Origin of the sequence: Quadrisphaera sp. RL12-1S, assembly GCF_014270065.1 — a bacterium.
Lineage (GTDB): Bacteria > Actinomycetota > Actinomycetes > Actinomycetales > Quadrisphaeraceae > Quadrisphaera.
In genome coordinates, this window is sequence record NZ_JACNME010000019.1 from 40,730 (window position 1) to 59,336 (window position 18,607).

The 18,607-nt window shown below is 71.8% G+C and carries 14 protein-coding genes and 3 pseudogenes; 8 read left to right on the forward strand and 9 right to left on the reverse strand.

What is annotated here, in order from left to right; genetic code table 11:
- Positions 1-116 precede the first annotated feature (116 nt).
- Both H7K62_RS20835 and H7K62_RS20840 read left to right on the forward strand, forming a co-directional pair.
- Positions 117-3,968, forward strand: coding sequence for a replicative DNA helicase (locus tag H7K62_RS20835; RefSeq protein ID WP_186722362.1), 3,852 nt, complete (start codon positions 117-119; stop codon positions 3,966-3,968).
- A 392-nt stretch (positions 3,969-4,360) separates the two neighbouring features.
- Positions 4,361-5,640, forward strand: a pseudogene (locus tag H7K62_RS20840) (IS256 family transposase).
- A gap of 514 nt (positions 5,641-6,154) precedes the next feature.
- Here H7K62_RS20840 and H7K62_RS20845 read toward each other — a convergent pair.
- Positions 6,155-6,751, reverse strand: coding sequence for an SMI1/KNR4 family protein (locus H7K62_RS20845; protein ID WP_186722364.1), 597 nt, complete (start codon positions 6,749-6,751; stop codon positions 6,155-6,157).
- Between the two features lie 2 nt (positions 6,752-6,753).
- Entirely contained in the window at positions 6,754-7,020 is a 267-nt protein-coding gene (locus H7K62_RS24390) for a NucA/NucB deoxyribonuclease domain-containing protein (RefSeq protein WP_186722393.1), read from the reverse strand.
- Between the two features lie 105 nt (positions 7,021-7,125).
- Here H7K62_RS24390 and H7K62_RS20855 point away from each other — a divergent pair, with 105 nt between their 5' ends.
- The 3 genes and pseudogenes from H7K62_RS20855 to H7K62_RS23140 all read left to right on the forward strand — a co-directional run bounded on the left by H7K62_RS20855 (position 7,126) and on the right by H7K62_RS23140 (position 8,399).
- A complete protein-coding gene (locus H7K62_RS20855) occupies positions 7,126-7,443 on the forward strand; it encodes a helix-turn-helix domain-containing protein (protein ID WP_186722366.1) in 318 nt (105 codons plus the stop codon).
- Between the two features lie 168 nt (positions 7,444-7,611).
- Positions 7,612-7,662: pseudogene (locus tag H7K62_RS24395) on the forward strand (hypothetical protein); the annotation flags it as partial.
- 278 nt (positions 7,663-7,940) lie between these two features.
- A complete protein-coding gene (locus H7K62_RS23140; RefSeq protein WP_255480914.1) occupies positions 7,941-8,399 on the forward strand; it encodes an integrase core domain-containing protein in 459 nt (152 codons plus the stop codon).
- A gap of 160 nt (positions 8,400-8,559) precedes the next feature.
- Here the strand turns inward: H7K62_RS23140 and H7K62_RS24400 are convergent, their stop codons facing one another.
- The 5 genes from H7K62_RS24400 to H7K62_RS20885 all read right to left on the reverse strand — a co-directional run bounded on the left by H7K62_RS24400 (position 8,560) and on the right by H7K62_RS20885 (position 13,359).
- Positions 8,560-9,366: a siderophore-interacting protein gene (locus H7K62_RS24400; RefSeq protein ID WP_186722368.1), complete on the reverse strand. Its 807-nt coding sequence runs from the start codon at positions 9,364-9,366 to the stop codon at positions 8,560-8,562.
- 53 nt (positions 9,367-9,419) lie between these two features.
- Complete coding sequence (locus tag H7K62_RS20870; RefSeq protein ID WP_186722370.1) at positions 9,420-10,514, reverse strand: substrate-binding domain-containing protein; 1,095 nt, start codon at positions 10,512-10,514, stop codon at positions 9,420-9,422.
- A gap of 52 nt (positions 10,515-10,566) precedes the next feature.
- Positions 10,567-12,042 carry a methyl-accepting chemotaxis protein gene (locus tag H7K62_RS20875; RefSeq protein ID WP_186722372.1) on the reverse strand — a complete coding sequence of 492 codons (1,476 nt, stop codon included), beginning with the start codon at positions 12,040-12,042 and terminating at the stop codon, positions 10,567-10,569.
- Positions 12,039-12,191 (reverse strand): hypothetical protein, encoded by a 153-nt coding sequence (locus H7K62_RS20880; protein ID WP_186722374.1) that lies wholly within the window; start codon positions 12,189-12,191, stop codon positions 12,039-12,041. The genes H7K62_RS20875 and H7K62_RS20880 overlap by 4 nt, the downstream gene beginning before the upstream one ends.
- Before the next feature lie 97 nt (positions 12,192-12,288).
- Positions 12,289-13,359, reverse strand: coding sequence for a phosphotransferase enzyme family protein (locus tag H7K62_RS20885; RefSeq protein WP_186722376.1), 1,071 nt, complete (start codon positions 13,357-13,359; stop codon positions 12,289-12,291).
- A 123-nt stretch (positions 13,360-13,482) separates the two neighbouring features.
- Here H7K62_RS20885 and H7K62_RS20890 point away from each other — a divergent pair, with 123 nt between their 5' ends.
- Positions 13,483-14,817: an aspartate aminotransferase family protein gene (locus tag H7K62_RS20890; protein ID WP_186722395.1), complete on the forward strand. Its 1,335-nt coding sequence runs from the start codon at positions 13,483-13,485 to the stop codon at positions 14,815-14,817.
- Between the two features lie 109 nt (positions 14,818-14,926).
- Here H7K62_RS20890 and H7K62_RS23345 read toward each other — a convergent pair whose 3' ends face one another.
- Complete coding sequence (locus tag H7K62_RS23345) at positions 14,927-15,535, reverse strand: LysM peptidoglycan-binding domain-containing protein (protein ID WP_186722378.1); 609 nt, start codon at positions 15,533-15,535, stop codon at positions 14,927-14,929.
- Positions 15,536-15,654: 119 nt separating this feature from the next.
- Positions 15,655-16,278 (reverse strand): LysM peptidoglycan-binding domain-containing protein, encoded by a 624-nt coding sequence (locus tag H7K62_RS23350; RefSeq protein ID WP_370591884.1) that lies wholly within the window; start codon positions 16,276-16,278, stop codon positions 15,655-15,657.
- Between the two features lie 145 nt (positions 16,279-16,423).
- On the opposite strand from H7K62_RS23350, the gene H7K62_RS20905 reads away from it, so the two are divergent.
- Together H7K62_RS20905 and H7K62_RS20910 are read left to right on the forward strand one after the other, a co-directional pair.
- The gene (locus H7K62_RS20905) at positions 16,424-17,926 is read left to right on the forward strand and encodes a DNA polymerase IV (RefSeq protein ID WP_370591885.1); all 1,503 of its coding nucleotides are present in this window, start codon (positions 16,424-16,426) and stop codon (positions 17,924-17,926) included.
- Between the two features lie 298 nt (positions 17,927-18,224).
- A pseudogene (locus H7K62_RS20910) lies at positions 18,225-18,607 on the forward strand (hypothetical protein); the annotation flags it as partial.

The window sequence follows — 18,607 nt, forward strand, 5'->3', positions numbered from 1 at the left end:
CGGACTGTCGGTGGTGGGTGGCTAGATGGGCCCAGCACCACGAAGGACCAGACGAGCAGGCGGTGCAGGACGGGCGAGCGGAGATCCGCTCGGGAGAGGCAGGAGGGCCGACACGGATGTCACTGGCTGACCTGGAGCCGTACGAGTCCTCCTCGGGACCGTCGGAGGAGCTGGGGCGCACGCCCCCGCAGGACGTCGCCGCCGAGATGAGCGTGCTGGGCGGCATGATGCTCAGCAAGGACGCCATCGCCGACGTCGTCGAGCAGATCCGCGGCACGGACTTCTACCGGCCCGCCCACGAGCTCATCTACGACGCGATCATGGACCTCTACGGTCGCGGCGAGCCGGCGGACGCCATCACCGTCGCCGCCACCCTGACCCGCAAGGGCGAGATCGGGCGCGTCGGCGGCAACGGGTACCTGCACACCCTCATCTCCTCGGTGCCGACCGCCGCCAACGCCGGCTACTACGCGAGGATCGTGCGCGAGCGCGCCGTGCTGCGCCGCCTCGTGGAGGCCGGGACGCGCATCGTGCAGCTCGGCTACGCCGCCGAGGGCGGCGACGTCGACGCGCTCGTCAACACCGCCCAGGCGGAGGTCTACGCGGTCACCGACCAGCGCCAGACCGAGGACTACGTGCCGCTGGGGTCGACCATCGAGGCGACGATCGATGAGATCGAGGCCTCCAGCCACCGCGGCGACGGGATGATCGGCGTCCCCACGGGCTTCGCCGACCTCGACGCCCTCACCAACGGGCTGCACGGCGGCCAGATGATCGTCATCGCCGCCCGGCCGGCCATCGGGAAGGCGCTGGCGCTGGACACGCCTCTGCCCACCCCCACCGGCTGGACGACCATGCGGGACGTCGTCGTAGGTGACGAGGTGCTCGCCGCCGACGGGACGCCGACCCGTGTCGTCGCGGCGACCGAGGTCATGGCCGACCGCCCGTGCTTCGAGGTCGTCTTCGACGACGGGACCACCGTCGTCGCCGACGCCCAGCACCAGTGGGCCACCAAGACCCGCCACGAACGGCGCGTGGGTCTGCCCGCTGCTGTGCGGACCACCGAGCAGATAGCCCGGTCGGTGCGCTGTTCGACCGCAGATCGGCGCGCCGAGCACAGCGTGGACGTCGCTGGGGCGCTCCAGCTCGAGCCACAGCAGCTCCCTCTGTCCCCCTACGCCCTAGGCGTGTGGCTGGGTGACGGTCACACCGATGCGGCCAGGTTCACCACCGCTGACCCCGAGATCGTCGCTTTCGTCGAGGGGGAGGGCTACGAGGTGCGGCCCGTCCCTGGGACGATCAGCTACTCGTGGTGCCTGGTGCAACCGGCTCTCGACGAGCGCACCTGTGTGGTGTGCGGTGCGACCTTCACACCGCGCACCAGCCAGGTCTGGACCTGTGGGAGGTCGTGTGGCGGCCGCGCCAAGACGGTCAGCCCCGCCGTCCCGTCGCCGACGTGTCCCGACTGCGGCCGACCCTCGTCCGGCTTGCGCCGGTGCGCCGACTGCCACGCCGACCACGGGTCCGTCCGGGGCCTCCTGCGGGGGCTCGGGGTGCTTGGAGACAAGCACCTACCCGCCGCGTACCTGAGAGCGAGCGAACAGCAGCGCAGAGATCTCCTCGCGGGCCTCCTCGACAGTGACGGCACCGTCACCCCGACCGGCAGCGTGCAGTTCTCCGTGACCGACGAGCGGCTCGCCCAGGACGTTCAGGAGCTGGTGCTGGGCCTGGGCTACCGCTGCGGTGTCTCCACCCGCCGTGTGACGACTCGCCGCGCTGAGCGTTCCACCTGCTACACCATCACCTTCACCACTGACGACGACGTGTTCAGGCTCGAGCGCAAGCGCATGGTCCACAAGCTCCGTCGTCGCCCCTCTACGGCGAGGTTGCGGCAGCGCTACGTCGTCGAGGTCCGTCCGGTGACGAGCGTCCCCGTGCGGTGCATCGAGATCGACCACCCCTCGCACCTCTACCTCGCGACGCGCTCGATGGTGCCCACGCACAACTCGACGATCGGGCTGGACATCCTGCGGTCGGCGGCCATCAAGAACAACATGCCCGCCGTCGTCTTCTCCCTGGAGATGGGCAAGACCGAGATCACCATGCGCCTGCTGTCGGCGGAGGCCAAGGTGCCGCTGCAGAACATGCGCAAGGGCACCATGCGCGAGGAGGACTGGACCCGCCTGGCCCGCACCATGGGCGCCGTCAGCGAGGCGCCGCTGTTCATCGACGACAGCCCCAACATGACGCTGATGGAGATCCGCGCCAAGTGCCGCCGCCTCAAGCAGCAGCACGGCCTCAAGCTGGTCGTCATTGACTACCTGCAGCTCATGACCTCGGGCAAGAAGGTCGAGAGCCGCCAGCAGGAGGTCTCGGAGTTCTCCCGCGCCCTCAAGCTGCTCGCCAAGGAGCTCGAGGTGCCCGTCATCGCCATCTCGCAGCTGAACCGCGGTCCTGAGCAGCGCACCGACAAGCGGCCGGCCATGAGCGACCTGCGCGAGTCCGGCTGCATGACTGCTGACACACGCCTCATGAGGGCCGACACGGGTGCTGAGGTGACCCTCGGTGAGCTCGTGGCCAACGAGGACCGCGACATCCCGGTCTGGGCCCTCAACGAGCGGCTCCAGCTGGTCCCCCGGACGATGACGCACGCCTTCCCCAGTGGCACCAGGGAGGCGTTCCGCCTGCGACTGGCGTCGGGTCGGGAGGTCACGGCGACGGCCAACCACCCGTTCCTGACCTTCGACGGTTGGAAGCCCCTGGGAGAGCTGGCTGCCGGCGACCGTCTCGGCGTGGTGCGCCACGTCCCGCCGCCCCTGCAGATCACGGCGTGGGACGACGATGAGGTGGTGCTGCTGGCGCACTTGATCGGGGACGGGTCGATGGTGGCCCGCCAGCCGATCCGGTACGCGAGCATCGACGAGGCGAACCTCACCGCCGTCGCTGAGGCCGCTGCGCGCCGCTTCGGCATCACTGCTGTGCGCGACGAGTACGCGGCGGCTCGTGTCACCACTCTGCGACTCCCAGCTCCCTACCGACTGACCCACGGCAAGCGGAACCCCATAGCAGCGTGGCTCGACGGCCTGGGCATCTTCGACAAGCGCAGCCACGAGAAGTTCATCCCGGCTGGCGTCTTCGGGCTCCCGAAGGCGCAGGTGGCGATGTTCTTACGGCACCTGTGGTCCACCGACGGCTGCGTGCACTGGCAGGAGAGCCAGGGCAAGGCGATCATCTACTACGCCTCCACGAGTCGCCGCTTGGTCGAGGACGTCGCGCGGCTGCTGCTGCGCTTCAACATCAACGCGCGTCTCAAGACCGTGACGAAGGCCGGGTACCGCGATGGCTACCAGCTGCACCTCATGGACGTGGACACCCAGCGCCACTTCCTGACGGAGATCGGGTGCCACGGGGCTCGCGGCGTGAAGGCTCAGACCGTGCTGGAGCGCATTGGCGAGCGTGTCGGACGAGTGCGTCGGGACTCCGTGCCCGCCGAGGTCTGGCCCAGGATCCGCGAGGCCATGGAGAGCTCTGGTGTCGAGCCGGAGCGGTTCCGCTCGATCCTGCGTCGCGAAGGCATCCAGCTCAAGGCGAACGCCCCGATGACGCGTCAGCGGCTCGCGCGCGTGGCGGAGGTCCTGGGTTCCGCTGACCTCGACGTCATCGCGACGAACGACGTGTTCTGGGACGAGGTCGTCTCCATCACGCCGGTCGGCCCGGTGGACGTCTACGACGCGACGGTGATGGGGCTCCACAACTTCGTCGCCAACTCCATCGCCTCGCACAACAGCATCGAGCAGGACGCCGACATGGTCATCCTGCTGCACCGCGAGGACGCCTACGAGAAGGAGAGCCCGCGTGCGGGGGAGGCCGACCTCATCGTCGCCAAGCACCGCAACGGTCCCACGGACACGATCGTCGTGGCCTTCCAGGGCCACTACTCGCGCTTCGTCGACATGGCCACGGGATGACGGAGGGCAGGGACGAAGCCGCATCGAGCGAAGGTGTGACGAGAAGTCGCCCTGACGATGGACCGAGAGAGTTGACGAGCGCCGATCCGCTTCGTGATCTAGCCCGGCAGATGCATGAGGTTCTGGGGGACGCGGACTACTTCGCTCTGACCCTCACTGCGGATGATTCCGGTGGCGTGGTGGTGGGCAGGCAGACCCACTGGGTTGGCGCGGGGCGCCGGCCAATGTGGGAGATGAGAAGTCTTGTCCCGTGAAGTGGTGTAGATCCCGGAGCCGCTCCTGGTGATCAACGCGGCCGTCGACATCGGCGACGGCGCAGCGATCAAGTTGAGCGGTCACCGCGCGATGTCAGTGAGACCTGCCTAGGGAACTCACCGAAGGACACCAGCGCGGTGACCGATGACCACTCTGCCCTGCTCGCCCTGCTCGCCGAGCTGCACGACACGACCGAGTCCGACCGCATCCGCAGGATCGCTGAGCACGCTTACCAACAGCTCGTGGATGCCGAAGCCGCCGTAGCCATCGGCGCCGACCGCTATGAGCGCACCGAGCAGCGCCTGGCCCACCGCAACGGCACCCGGGCCAAGACCCTGGCGACCACCGCTGGGGACCTTCAGCTGCGCCTACCGAAGCTGCGCACCGGCTCCTTCTACCCGAGCCTGCTGGAGCGGCGCCGCCGCATCGACCAGGCGCTGTTCGCCGTCGTGGCCGAGGCCTACGTCCATGGGGTGTCCACCAGGAAGGTCGACGACCTCTTCGCCGCCCTCGGCGTCGCATCCGGGATCAGCAAGTCCGAGGTCAGCCGGATCTGCGCCGACCTGGACGTGGAGGTCGCCGCCTTCCGGACCCGACCGCTGGGTGAGCACCCCTACCCGTACGTGTTCTTGGACGCCACCTACTGCAAGGCCCGCGTGGGTCACCGCGTGGTCAGCAGAGCGGTGGTCATCGCCACCGGCGTCACCGCCGCAGGTCACCGTGAGGTCCTCGGCGTGGACGTCGCCGGCTCCGAGGACGAAGCGTTCTGGAAGGCGTTCCTGACGGGGTTGAAGCGCCGCGGGCTGTCCGGGGTGCAGCTGGTCATCAGCGACGCCCACGAGGGCCTGAAGAAGGCCATCGCGCGCTCGATGTCCGGGGCCAGCTGGCAGCGGTGTCGGGTGCACTTCGCCAGGAACTTGCTGGCCCACGTGGCCAAGGCCGACGGTGAGGTCGTCACCGCCGCCTACAGGACGGTGTTCGCCCAGCCGACCGCGGCCGGCGTCGCCGCGCAGTGGGACCACGTCGCGGCCAGCTTCACCACCACCCACCCCAAGGTCGCCGCGGTCATGGACGCCGCCCGCGAGGACGTGCTGGCGTTCCGATCATCAGCACCGCCTTCCCCGCGGCGCACTGGAAGAAGATCTGGTCCACCAACCCCCTGGAGCGCCTGAACAAGGAGGTCAAGCGGCGCACCGACGTGGTGGGGGTCTTCCCCAACGACGCAGCCCTGCTGCGGCTGACGGCGTGTGTGCTGATCGAGGCCCACGATGAGTGGGCCGCTGGCGAGCGTCGCTACCTGTCGGAGGCGTCGATGGCTGCGCTGAACGGCACCAACGTCGCCACCTTGCCGGCCATCACCAGCACCGGCACGACCGGTGGATCAGGCGTCGACACCGGGGCCGCCATGACGGCATGATCCCCACCAGCTGGCCCCGCACGGTGAGAACGATCTACACCACTACAGGGGACGTGACCCGGAGTCATCGATGTACCTCAGATGTTCTGGTTGACAGAGCAGTCAGTTCTGTAGCGGGGGTGGCGTTCGTGCTCGCAGTGTTGGGGACTGCTGTGGTGATGGTTCCTGAACGCTCGTAAGCGGTGATGATCCCCTGAGGGGAGACACCATTTCCGTTGTATACGCGACCGTTGTAGATGACTCGAAATATCTCGTTGCGGCGGACATCGAAGAGGGCATAGATGGCGCTTCGTCCGTCACCCTGATAGTCATCGACCCTCTCTATGCGTGAAATCGTGAGAGCCATCTCCGAGTCAAAGGTGGAATTCCATCGCGCCGTGATGTGGTTGGATCCCCAGCTGCTGGTGCCGCAGCGCAGTGCCAGCTTCTCCGACCCTCGGTCGTAGGTCTTAATCAGGTATGTATACGAATTTCCACTGCAGTAGCTGTCGCACACATGGCCGACCGGGCTGAGTCAGGCGTCTTCGATGCGCCTGTCACCCAGGCCGTGGTCGACCCATTCCTGCTTGCGGGAGTTCCAGCTGATGACCCCACGGTCAAAGCGATCCGTCAGCCGGGCAACTACCGTCTGGAAGTCAGGCGCAAGCACCTGCGCCTCATCCGCCGGTGTTTCCCGGTCGAGCCGCATGATCCGATCACGGTCACCCGGATTGGCCAGCAGATTGGCGAAGACCATCGAGTCTTGGTCCACCAGTACTGGCAGCCACTCCGGGCGCCATGTTGCCGTCGGGTCATCCGGCGAACCTGCGCGGGACTGCTCCCACCACCAATCGCGCAGCGCCACGGCATCGCGCAGGCCCGGGAGTCTCCAGAAAAAGAAGGTGTACGGCTGGTCGTTGTCATAGGGGACGTTGTAGTCAATCCCGTCGTGCCAGCTCCACCAGGCTTCCAGGTCAGTTCCCAGTGGTGGCAGCGGCGGATCGACTGACTGTCCAGTCTGCATGTCCGCCGGTGATCGGAGGTGTCCGAACAACGGCAGTTCATGCTGCTGCAGTGTGGTGATGAAGGCGGCGTAGGTCGGGTCGTCGGGCGGCCCATAGGGAGGCGGCATAGTCACTTCCCGCAGACGAAGGCTGTATCGGCAGTCGTGGTGGAGATCGTCTGGTTGCCGTAGATGGGGATGACCAAGTACTGCCGGGTCACGCCAATGGAGCAGACACTGTAGAAACTGTTGAGGCGAGATCCTTCCAAGTGGTTCTGCGTGGAGTTGACCTGCTTGAGCGAGGCCATCGGCTTGGCGGGCGATATCGAGCTATCAGCAGCGCCGCCCTCCTTGGCACTGGCGAACGGGTACTCGTCACAGTTCTTGCCCGACTGTATCGTCTTGCAGACATCATAGGAGCGGTACCAGTTCTTTTGTCGCGCGTCAGGCTTTGTGGCAGTCCCCGTTGCCTACGGGGTTGACCAGCAAGGAGCCTGACCACCATGCCAAGACCACCAGCCCTGGCGACCGAGGAGAAGACCCGGATCGTGCTGTCGATCCTCGCCGGAGAGACCACCGTCGCCGAGGCCGCCAGACGCGCGAGGGTCTCCGAGCAGTCCGTCGGCACCTGGAAGCGGCAGTTCCTCGAAGCCGGCCGCACAGGCCTGGCTTCGGGCAAGAACGGACCCTCCACCCGCGAGGCCCAGCTCGAAGCCGAAGTCGCCGACCTGACCACCGCCTTGGGCGAGGGCGCCGTCGAGATCCGCGTCTGGAAGAAGTCCGCTGAGGGGCGCCTGGGCCCTTCGAAGACCTCGAGGTGATCCGCGTTGAGGCGGGCATGCCGACCACGAGGTTCGCCTCCTTGATCGGCGTGCCCGAGCGAACCTGGCGCCGTCACCAGGCCCGAGCCCGCGTCCAGCGCCCCTGCGAAGGGTCCCTGGCCGCGCCCGGCGCGGGAATCGGCCCGCGAGGTCGCCCGTCGCCACGCGCTGGCTCACCCGGCCTGGGGCCACCGCAAGGTCTGGGCGATGTGCAGACATGAAGGGCACGTGGTGTCCCAGGCCACCGTGCTGCGGCTGCTGCGCGACGAGGGCCTCATCTTGGAGGCCAACTACCAGCGAGAACGCCGCCAGCTCCCCGCCCGCCGCAAGGCCGCCTTCGCGGTGGAGCCCACCGGCCCGAACCAGGTCTGGCAGCTGGACTTCTCCGAGTTGATCGTCGGCCCGAGACGACCACCGGCGGCACGTGGCGGATCGCGGGCTGGCGGGACTACTGGAGCAAGTACGAGCTGGGCTGGCACACGTCCGCGACGGCGAACATGCACGACGCGATCGCCGCCGTCGAGGCCGCCCTGGTCGAGGCCGAGCGCTTGGCGGGGGCGCCGCTGGTGGACCTCGCCCCACGGGACGAGGACGGGCACGTGCAGCCGCTGGTCACCCTCGTCACCGACAACGGCGGCCCGTTCCGGTCCTTCCGATTCGAGGCGTTCATCGCCACCCACCCCGAGCTTCGCCACGTCAGGACTCCGGTCCGCACCCCCGGGCAGAACGGCTCACGAGAGCGTGGCTTCGGGTCCTTGAAGTACGAGCGGCTCTTCCTGGAGGAGGTCGAGCACGTCCTGGACCTCCTCGCCCACGCCGAGGACTACCGCGTCGAGTACAACACCGTGCGCCCTCACGAGGCGATCGCCTGGAACCGGCCCTTCGAGGTGCACACCGGCGTCGCCGACCCGCTGGTGCCCAACTTTCCCGAACCCCAGAACCTGCCAGCTACTTGACGCGGGACAGGTGTCGACCAGGGCATGTGAGACGGGCACCACATCGAACTGACGGAATGACACCCGCTGCGGCTCTAGCGATGGACCTCGGTCGCGTAGCGGGGCGTGTCATTCGCTCAGTCCGCGGTGCCCTGGCCCCTCCGCAGTCTGGCCGGAGGCGTCAGGTGAGGTCGGCATCCATCGCCGCGACGAAGTCGCGCTTGACCGCCCGCCAGGCCTCGTCGGTCATGGTGCGGCGCCAGTACGGCGAGCAGGACATGTCCGACCGCGCCAGCCCGCGGTCCACGAGCAGGTGGCGGCGGACCGCCTTGACCTCCTCGGCCTCGCCGTGCACGAACGCGTGCACCCGGCCGCCGGGCCAGTCCAGCGCCCGCGCCGCGTCCAGGAGGAGCGCGGTGTCGCGCTCGTCGTCGCCGGTGCGGTGCAGCCACCGGACGTCGGCGCGAGCCGGCGCCACCAGCGGGAGCTCGTGGTCCGGGCCGTCGCAGACCAGGCGGACCACCGCCGTCGCGTCGTCCGGGAGGGCCTCCAGGGAGGCGGCGATCGCGGGCAGCGCCGACTCGTCGCCGAGCATGAGGTGCCACGCGGCCAGCGGGTCCGGGCGGTAGCCCGACGCCGGTCCCTCGAACACGAGCACGTCACCGGGCCGGGCGGCAGCCGCCCACGGCCCCGCCACGCCGGAGTCGCCGTGGACGACGAAGTCCACCGCCAGCTCGCGGGCGTCGTCGTCCCACGAGCGGACGGTGTAGCGGCGGCGTGCGGGCAGCTGCTCGCGCGCCAGCCCCGCGTCGCGCAGCGCCTTCGGGTCGAACACCGGCCCGTAGGGCGCCCCCGCCGGGGGGATCGCCACGTTGACGTACGCGTCGGTGCCCTCGGCGGGCCGGAACCCGTCCAGGCCCGGCCCGCCGAGGACCACTCGCACGAGCGCCGGCGTCAGCCGCTCGACGCGGACCACCTGTCCATGCACGCGGCCATGCTAGCCGCCAGGGTTAGGTGACCCTTACTCGCTCGTCCGGAGGGTCAGCCCCAGCAGCTCTTCGCCGCCCAGTCGGTGCCCTTGCTGTAGAGGCCGTCCACCGGCTTGTCGGTGACCAGCTGGGACCCCGTGTTGAAGAACGCCAGGCCGGGGGAGGACGACGGCACGTCACCGGTCAGCGCGTGGTCGATGACGGCGTCCAGACCCAGGCGGGCCATGCGCAGCGGGAACTGCATCGCCGTCGCGCCGATCTGCCCGGCGGCGACAGCCTTCACGCCGTCGCAGCCGCCGTCGATGGACACGACCGTCACCTGGTCGGCGCGCCCCGCGGCCTGCAGGGCCTCGTGCGCGCCCATCGCCGACCCCTCGTTGATCGTGTAGACGAGGTTGATCTTCGGGTCCGCCGCCAGGAGCTTCTCCATGGCGGCCTTGCCGCCCGCCGCGTCACCGCCGGTGACCGCGTGGCCCGAGATGCGCGGGTCCTTCTCGTCCCCGATCTTGCTCGGGTCGGCGAGGTCGATCCCGAAGCCCGACAGGAACCCCTGGTCGCGGGCGACGTCCACCGGGACCTGCGCGTCGCTGAGGTCCAGCATGGCGATGCGCGCCCTGGCCGGGTCGACGTTCCTCGCGGCCCACTGGCCGATCGAGCGGCCGGCGGCGAAGTTGTCCGTCGCGAACGTGGTGTCCACGGCGTCCGCCGGGTCGGTCGGGGAGTCGAGAGCCACCACCAGCAGGCCCTTCTGGCGCGCCTCCGCGATGGCGGGCAGCACGTCCTTGCCGGACGGCGTGATGAGGATGCCCTCCGCGCCCATCGCCTCCAGCTCCTTGATGGCAGCGATCTGGGTGGCGGTGTCGCTCTCACCGGTGCCGGCGTAGGAGCGGACCGTCACGCCGAGCGCTGAGCCCTCCTGCTCGGCGCCGGCTCGCAGCGCCTTGAAGTAGCCGCTGTCGGCGGTCTTGGTGATGAGACCCACCACCGGCGTGGACGAGGCGGCCCCCACCGACGCGGAGCCGCAGCCGGAGGTGGCCAGCAGCGCCGCGCAGCCGGCGGCTGCGGCGAGGACGCGGGCGGTGGTGCGGGTCGTGGTGCGGGTCGTGGTGCGGGCGGTGGCGCGCGTGCGCGCGGGGGAAGGCGTCATGGTCCGTCAGCTCCAGGGGACGTCGGGGTGTCGCGGGGTCGGAAGGGGTGGCTCAGTACTGGAACTGGGCCAGCCGGTCGCGCACCGAGGCGGACAGGTCAGACAGCTCGCGGGACGACGAGCGGGCGGTCGCCGCCGCACCCGTGGTCTGGCTGCTCGTCTGGACGACGGCGGCGATCGCGCCAGCGATGCTCGACGACTGCTGCGAGATGTCCGTGACGTTGCGGGCCATCTCCGCGGTGGTGGCGGACTGCTCCTCCACGGCGGAGGAGATGGTCAGCTGCTTCTCGTGGATGGTGCCGATCACCGAGCGGATCTCGGCGATCCGCTCCACGGCCAGGGCCGTGGTCCGCTGGATGGCGCTGATCTTCTCGGTGATGTCCTCCGTGGCGCGAGCGGTGCCCTGGGCGAGGTCCTTGACCTCGCTGGCGACGACGGCGAAGCCGCGGCCCGCCTCACCGGCCCGCGCGGCCTCGATGGTGGCGTTCAGCGCCAGCAGGTTGGTCTGCGCGGCGATGGTGGTGATCGTCTGGATGATCTCGCCGATCTCCGTGCTGGCGGTGTCGAGGTCGGCGACCGCCTGGGAGGTCTCGGCGGCCGCGGCGACGGCGCCGGAGGCGACCTGGGAGACCGAGACGGCCTGCTCGGAGATCTCCGCGATGGACGCGCTCATCTGCTCGGTCGCGGCGCTGATGGTGGACGCCGCCGAGGACACCTGCTGGGCGGAGTCGGCGACCACGCTGGTCTGGGTGACCGACGCCTCCGAGGCGGTGGTGAGGTCGGCCGCCACGTGGTCCATGCCCTGGGAGGCCTCGGCCATCGTGGACGCGGACTGGGAGAGGGCTCCGACGGTGCTGCGCAGCGACCGCAGCGCGGCCCCGAGGGCCCGTCCCATGTCGCCGATCTCGTCGCGTCCGGTCTCGTCCACCTCGGCGGTGAGGTCACGAGCCTCCACGCGCTGCAGGGACGCGACCATGCGGCGCACCGGCACCAGCACGGACCGCCCGACCCAGGCGTTCGCGCCGACGAGGACGACGAGGCCGATCAGCCCGCCGACGGCCAGTGCCAGCACCGCGCGGGAGCGGACGGCGTCCGCGTCTGCCCTGGCCCGGGAGGCGTCCGCGTCGATCAGGTCGCTGACGACCTTCTGCTGCAGCGTGATGGACGCGGCGGACGCCGCCAGCTGGCCGAGCATCGCCCGGCCCAGCTCGCTGCCCGGGTCGATCCGGGGGAGCACCGACATCTGCTCCTGCGCGCCGTCGAGGTAGGCCTGGTAGTCCGTGCGCAGCTGCTGGACGGCAGCGCGGGCCCGGGGCGAGAGGATGCTGGGGTCCACGCCCTGCCAGTCGGTCGCCGCGGCCTTCTGCGTGCTCTCGAACGCGGTGCCGGCGGCCTGGGCTCCGGCACCACCACCGGACAGCAACGCGTCCCGGAGGATCACCTGCACCTGGTCGATGTGGCCCGCCAGCGCGGTCATCCGCTGGCCGGCGCGGCTCAGCTCCAGCGCGCGCTGGCTGCTGTCGCTCACGGATCCAGCGTCACGACGGTGAAGCCGGACAGCAGCGCGATGAGCGCCGCTCCGGTGCCGGCGAGCGCGAAGAGCTTGGCCTTGATGGTGGTGCGGCGGGGCTGCAGCCTGTTGAGCAGCACGAGGACCTCCAGGGATGCCGGTTCCACACCTGGATCGGTCGGTGCGCGCGCCTGGTGGAGGGGATGCAGCAAGATCCTTTCTCCGGTGTTGCCGAGAGCACGACCTGCTGCAGGTCCCCTGGTGTCAGCGCAGCAGCCAGAGCGGGTCGTCGAGGAAGCGCTGCGCGCACTGCAGCGAGCCCGGCAGCTGCGCGTCGAAGAGCCCCTCGGGCAGCGCGTCAGCCCGGTGGCCGGTGGTCCAGCCCAGCAGCTGGAGCCGCCTCAGCATCGCCAGCGCGCAGGCGTGCAGGAGGTCGACCTCTGACAGCGGGGACACCTCGCGGTAGCCGGCCACCCACGCCCGCGCCATGGCCGGCGCGTACGGCTCGTGGTCGACGAAGCTCAGGGCCGCCGCGAAGTCGTAGAGGTAGAACCCGAAGCCGCAGTCGTCGAAGTCGATGACCGTCAGGGCGCCACCGGCCCCGGCCATGATGTTGGAGGGCCGCAGGTCGGCGTGGATCAGGCCCCGGTGCTCACGGGTCGCCGGGAGGTCGGCCAGCAGCTCCAGCGCACGGTCCTGCGCCCTCGCGAGCAGCAGCTCGTCCTCAGCCCGCTGGACGGCGGCCTCCCACGGGCCCCAGCGAGCCGTGGGGCCCACCAGGTCCGGCAGGTCCCACGTGAACCGCTCGAAGGCGTGCGGCAGCTCCCAGGACCGCGCGTGCTGGTGGAACCGCGCCGTCCACCGGCCGATCGTGCGGTAGCACTCGGCGGGGTCGTCGAGGTCCTCCAGCGGGGACCCCTCCACGAACCGCGTCGACACGCACGCCCACCCGTGCCCGCGGGTGTCCTTGACGACGGCGGTGAAGCCCCCGCGGACCGTCGGCACCGGGTCGATGAGTCGCACCTCGTCGAGCGCGTGCAGCGCTCCCAGCCAGGCGATCTCGCTGGCGATGGCGGCCGGTCCGCCCACGTACCCGGGCTGGGACACGCGGACCACGCCCACGGGGCGCCCGTCGAGGTCCAGCCGGAAGGTGGCGTTCTCCGAGACCGTGATGAGCGGCATCTCCACCCGCATCGGCTCCAGCCCCCACGCGGCGCAGACGCCGCGGTGCAGCCAGTACGGGGCCGGGGCGCCCTTGCCGAGCGCGTCGAAGGCGTGCAGGGAGACGTCGGTGCTGGGCTGCTCGACGAGCTCTGCGCGAGTGGTGGCGGTCACACCCGGATCGTGACCACCGCGGGACCTCCTGGGAGCTGGCGAAACAGGTCCTTAACGCGGCTCCCCCAGACTCCGCCCGTGACCGCTCCGCCGACGACCCCGCCGACCACCCGATCCACGATCATGGACACCAACAGCTTCCGCCCGGAGGAGGCCGACGGCGTCGACGAGCGGACCCTGGCGCTCGCGCGCCGCCGCTCGCAGCTGCTGGGCCCGGCGTACCGCCTCTTCTACCGCGATCCCGTGCACCTCGTGCGCGGCTCCGGGTCGCACCTGTTCGACGCTGACGGCGAGCGCTACCTCGACGTCTACAACAACGTCGCGAGCGTGGGGCACTGCCACCCGCGGGTGGTGGCCGCGGTCCAGGAGCAGGTGGCCACGCTCAACACCCACACCCGCTACCTGCACGAGGCGGTGCTCGACTACGCCGAGGACCTCCTGTCCACGGCTCCCGACGAGATCAGCCAGCTGATGCTGCTGTGCACCGGCTCGGAGGCCAACGACCTCGCCGTCCGGGTCGCCCAGGCGCACACCGGCGCCCGGGGCGTGGTCATCTCCTCGGAGGCCTACCACGGCAACACCGACACCGTCTCCCAGCTGTCGCCGGCGCTCGGCACCGCGCAGCCGATCGGCCCCTGGGTGCGCACGGTGCCCGCGCCCGACCCGCGCCTCGCCGCGGCCGAGGGCTCCGACGACGTCGCCGCCTGGTTCGCCGCGAAGGTCGCGGCGGCTGCCGACGAGCTGCAGGAGGCCGGTCACGGCGTCGCCGCGCTGCTCGTCGACTCGATCTTCTCCTCCGACGGCGTGTTCCCCGACCCCGCCGGGTTCCTCGCGCCGGCCGCGGCCGCGGTGCGCGCCCGGGGCGGCGTGGTCATCGCCGACGAGGTCCAGCCCGGGTTCGCCCGCACCGGGCGCGCCTTCTGGGGCTTCGCGGGCCACGGGCTGGTCCCGGACCTCGTCACCACGGGCAAGCCGATGGGCAACGGGATCCCGGTCTCGGGCCTGCTCGCGCGCCCCGAGGTGCTGGCGTCCTTCGCCGACCACCTGCCGTACTTCAACACCTTCGGCGGCAACCCCGTGTCCGTGGCGGCCGCGCAGGCCGTGCTCGACGTCATCCGGGACGAGGACCTGCAGGGCAGCGCTCTGAGGGTCGGGGCGGCGCTGCGGGACGACCTGCGCACCCTCGCGGCCCACAGCGACCTCCTCGGCGAGGTCCGCGGGTCGGGTCTCTACACCGGCCTCGAGGTGGTCGACCCGGACACCGGCGCCGGGTCCACGGCGCTGGCCCTGGACGTGGTCGAGGCGCTGAGGCAGCGGCGCGTCCTGACCTCCGTCTGCGGGGCCGGTGGGGACGTGCTCAAGCTGCGGCCGCCGCTGGTCTTCTCCCACGAGGACGGCGCGTGGCTCCTGGAGGCGCTCGAGGACGCCGTGCTGGAGGTGGGCCGGCGCCGCCGGTGAGGCGGACCCCGGTCAGCCTCCCGTGACGCGCAGCAGGGGCGCCCGGGTGTCCCGGGCGCCCCTGCTGGACCGGTGTCGAGGTGGGTGTCGAGGTGGGTCCGGCGGTGTGTCAGACGGACAGGACCGCACCGACGCTGAGCCGGTCCGGGTCGGCGCCGATGACGGCGGCGTTCGCCGCGTGCAGCGACTGCCAGCTGGTGCCGGTCGACGCGGCGATGCTGGAGAGGGTGTCGCCGGGCTGCACGGTGTAGCCCGCACCGCTGCCGGAGCGGTCGGCGGACCGCGAGGCGGCGGGCGCCTGCCGGGAGGCCGAGACCTCGCTCGCGGCGCTGCCCTGCGCGTCAGCGCTGCTCAGGCCGAGCTTGGCGGAGCAGGCGGGCCAGGCGCCCCATCCCTGGGCGGCGAGGACCTTCTCGGCCACGGCGATCTGCTGCTCGCGGCTGGCGAGGTCGGCGCGTGAGGCGTACTGCCCGCCGCCGAAGCCGGTCCACGTGCTGGAGGTGAACTGGAGACCGCCGTAGAAGCCGTTGCCCGTGTTGGTCGACCAGTCGCTGGTGGACTCGCAGGCGGCCAGGCGGTCCCACGTGCTGGCGGAGGCCGCCTGGGCCGCGGTGCCCGAGAGGGCGACCAGGGGTGCTGCTGCCAGGGAGGCTGCTGCTGCGAGGGCGAGCAGGCGACGGCGGGAGCTTCGGACCGGGGCGTGTGTCTGCTGGGTCATCAGGGCTTCCACCCTGACACAGATGACCCAGAGTGTCGAAAAGAGCCCCGGGAAGCCCCTACCGTCACTGCTAGTAGTCGCCGGGTGGGCGACGAGCCCCGCAGCGGCGGTGGTGCAGGTCAGACGGACAGGACCTGGCCCGCGAAGATGCGGTTCGGGTTGCTGCCGATCACGGAGGCGTTGGCCGAGTAGACGGCCTGCCACGTGGTGCCCTGAGAGGCGGCGATCTTGGCCAGGGTGTCGCCCGCGGCCACCGTGTACGTGCCGCCGGTGCGGTCCGCCGAGCGGGAGGCTTGCGGGGCGCGCTGGGCGGCGACGTCGGACGCGGCCGGAGCGGCCCCGGCCGAGCCGGCCTTGTCGGCGCTGCCGAGCCCGAGCTTGGGCGAGCACGCGGGCCAGGCGCCCCAGCCCTGGGCGGCGAGGACCTTCTCCGCCACGGCGATCTGCTGCTCGCGGCTGGCGAGGTCGGCGCGGGAGGCGTACTGCCCGCCGCCGAAGCCGGTCCACGTGCTGGAGGTGAACTGGAGACCGCCGTAGAAGCTGTTCCCGGTGTTGATGGCCCAGTTCCCGGTGCTCTCGCACTGGGCGAGGCGGTCCCAGGTGTCCCCCGTCGCGGCTGACGCCGGGGCCGCCACGGCGACGACGGGGGCGGCGGCGACGGCGGCGGTGGCCGCGACGCCGAGGGCGCGGCGGGTGATGCGGCTCGGCTGGGGCTGGGCGCGGTGGCGGGCGTTGCGGCTCACGGGTGACCTCCGTGTCGACGGTGCTCCGGTCCCGGTCGCACTGCTGCTCGACCGGGCGTTCGCCCACAACCTACGGACGCGGTGTGCGTCCGTGGGTGCTTTTGGGCGAACTTGTGGACGACGCGGTGCGGACTACCGTCGTCGTGTGCCTCCGGACGGCCCTGAGCACACAGATCCGCGCAGCCCGCAGGGCAGCGCCGACGCCGGTGCCGCCCGTGCGCCCGGCCGGACCGTCCTGCACGTGGACCTCGACGCGTTCTACGCAGCTGTGGAGCAGCGCGACAAGCCCTCGCTGCGCGGCAAGCCCGTGGTGGTGGGCGGCACCGCCTGGCGCGGGGTGGTGGCCACCGCCTCCTACGAGGCGAGGGCCTTCGGCGTCGGCTCGGCGATGCCTACGGCCGCGGCGCGGCGCGCCTGCCCCTGGGCGGCCTACCTCGCCCCGCGCTTCGCGGCGTACCGCACGGCCTCGGCCCGGGTGATGGAGCTGCTGGCCGACCTGGCCGGTCCACCCGGGCTGCTGGAGCCGCTCTCGCTGGACGAGGCCTACGTGGACCTCAGCGGCTCCTCCTCCGGGCCTGACGACGAGGGCGTGCTGGCCGCCGTCGTCGCCTTCCGGGAGCGGGTGCGCACCGAGGTGGGGCTGACGGCCTCCGTGGGCGTCGGCACCAGCAAGCTCATGGCCAAGGTGGCCTCCGACCTGCGCAAGCCCGACGCCCTGCTCGTGGTGCCGGCCGGCGCGGAGCGCTCCGTGCTGGCGCCGCTGGGCGTGCGGGCGCTGCCCGGCGTGGGACCGGCCACCGAGTCCCGCCTGGCGGGCCTCGGCGTCAGCACTGTGGGCCAGCTGGCGGCCACCGACGAGCGCGAGCTGGTCTCCGTGCTCGGGCGCGCCGCGGGGACGGCCCTGCACGCCGCGGCGCTGGGGGTGGACCCGCGCCCCGTGGTGCCGGAGCGGGAGGCCAAGTCGGTGAGCGCGGAGGAGACCTTCCCCACCGACGTGGTGGACCGAGCCGTGCTCGCGGCGGAGCTGCACCGGATGGCCGGGCGCGTGGCCGAGCGGCTCCTGGCCTCCGGCGTCCGGGGGCGGACCGTCACGGTGAAGGCGCGCCGCTACGACTTCACGGCCCTGGCCCGCTCGGCCACCACCGCGGGCGGAGCGGGCGTGGCCACGGCGGAGGAGATCGCCGCCGCTGCCGCTCCGCTGCTGGCCGCCATCGACGCGACGGGTGGCCTGCGCCTCCTGGGCGTGGGGGTCTCCGGCCTGGTCGGCGCGCTCGACGGGCTGGACGACCCGGTCCAGGGTGACCTCCTCGCCGACCTCCTCGCCCCGTCGACCCTGCCCGGGCAGTCAGCTGGTGCCGACGGCCCCGACCAGACCGACGAGCACGGCGCCCCCGCGGACGCCCCCGAGGACGCCCCCGACGACGACGGGGTGGTCCCGCCTGCGTCGGCGCGACGCGGCGCCGCTGCCGTGGTGTGGCGCCCCGGCCAGGACGTCCTGCACGCCGAGCACGGAGCCGGCTGGGTCCAGGGCTCCGGCGTGGGTCGGGTGACGGTGCGCTTCGAGGGACCTCGCACCGCGGTCGGTCGGGTGCGCACGTTCGCCGTGGACGACCCCGCGCTGAGCGAGGCCGACCCGCCCGTGTGGTGACCCAGCTCGACGGGATCAGGGCAGGCATCCGTTCGTGGGGCTGCTGTTCCACGTGGGGCGCATGTGGCGAGTCGTGCGCCTTCTGGTCGGATCATGGGGCACACTGGTGCGTGCGCGGCAGAGTCCGACGCGCCGGGCCCGAGGGCCCGCGCCGGACCGCCCACCCGATCACCTCCCGCGCCGCGCCGGCGTGACGCCCCGGCGGGAGGTGGCCAGCCACCAGCGCCGAGGCGGACGCCCGCGCGCCGGACCGGCCTGCGCCGCGCCTCGCGCGCCGCGGCCCGAGAGGAACTCCACCGTGTCTCCCACCAACGCACCCGGCCACGGCACCCCTGGCCACAGCGGCCCCGGCCACACCTCCCCCTCTCGCCCGTCGGGCGCGGTCGCCCGCGACGGCTCCGGCGAGGGCGGCGCTCCCCGCCGCCGCCGGGGCGGACGCGGACGCGGCGGCAGCGGGCAGGGGCCCGCCGCCCGCCCGACCTCCGCGCCCCAGGGCTCCCGGGTCCTGGCCCCCGGCTCCCTGGCCTCGGGGTCCCTGGCCCCCGGTGCCCCCGACCGCCCGGCGCGGGGCGGCGGCGCCCAGCCGCCCGCGCCCCGCGCCGCGAGGCCGGCCGCCGACGCCCCCGCAGCGGCCCCCCGGGCCGCGGCGCCCGCGGCGCCCGCGGCGCCCGCGGCACCGGT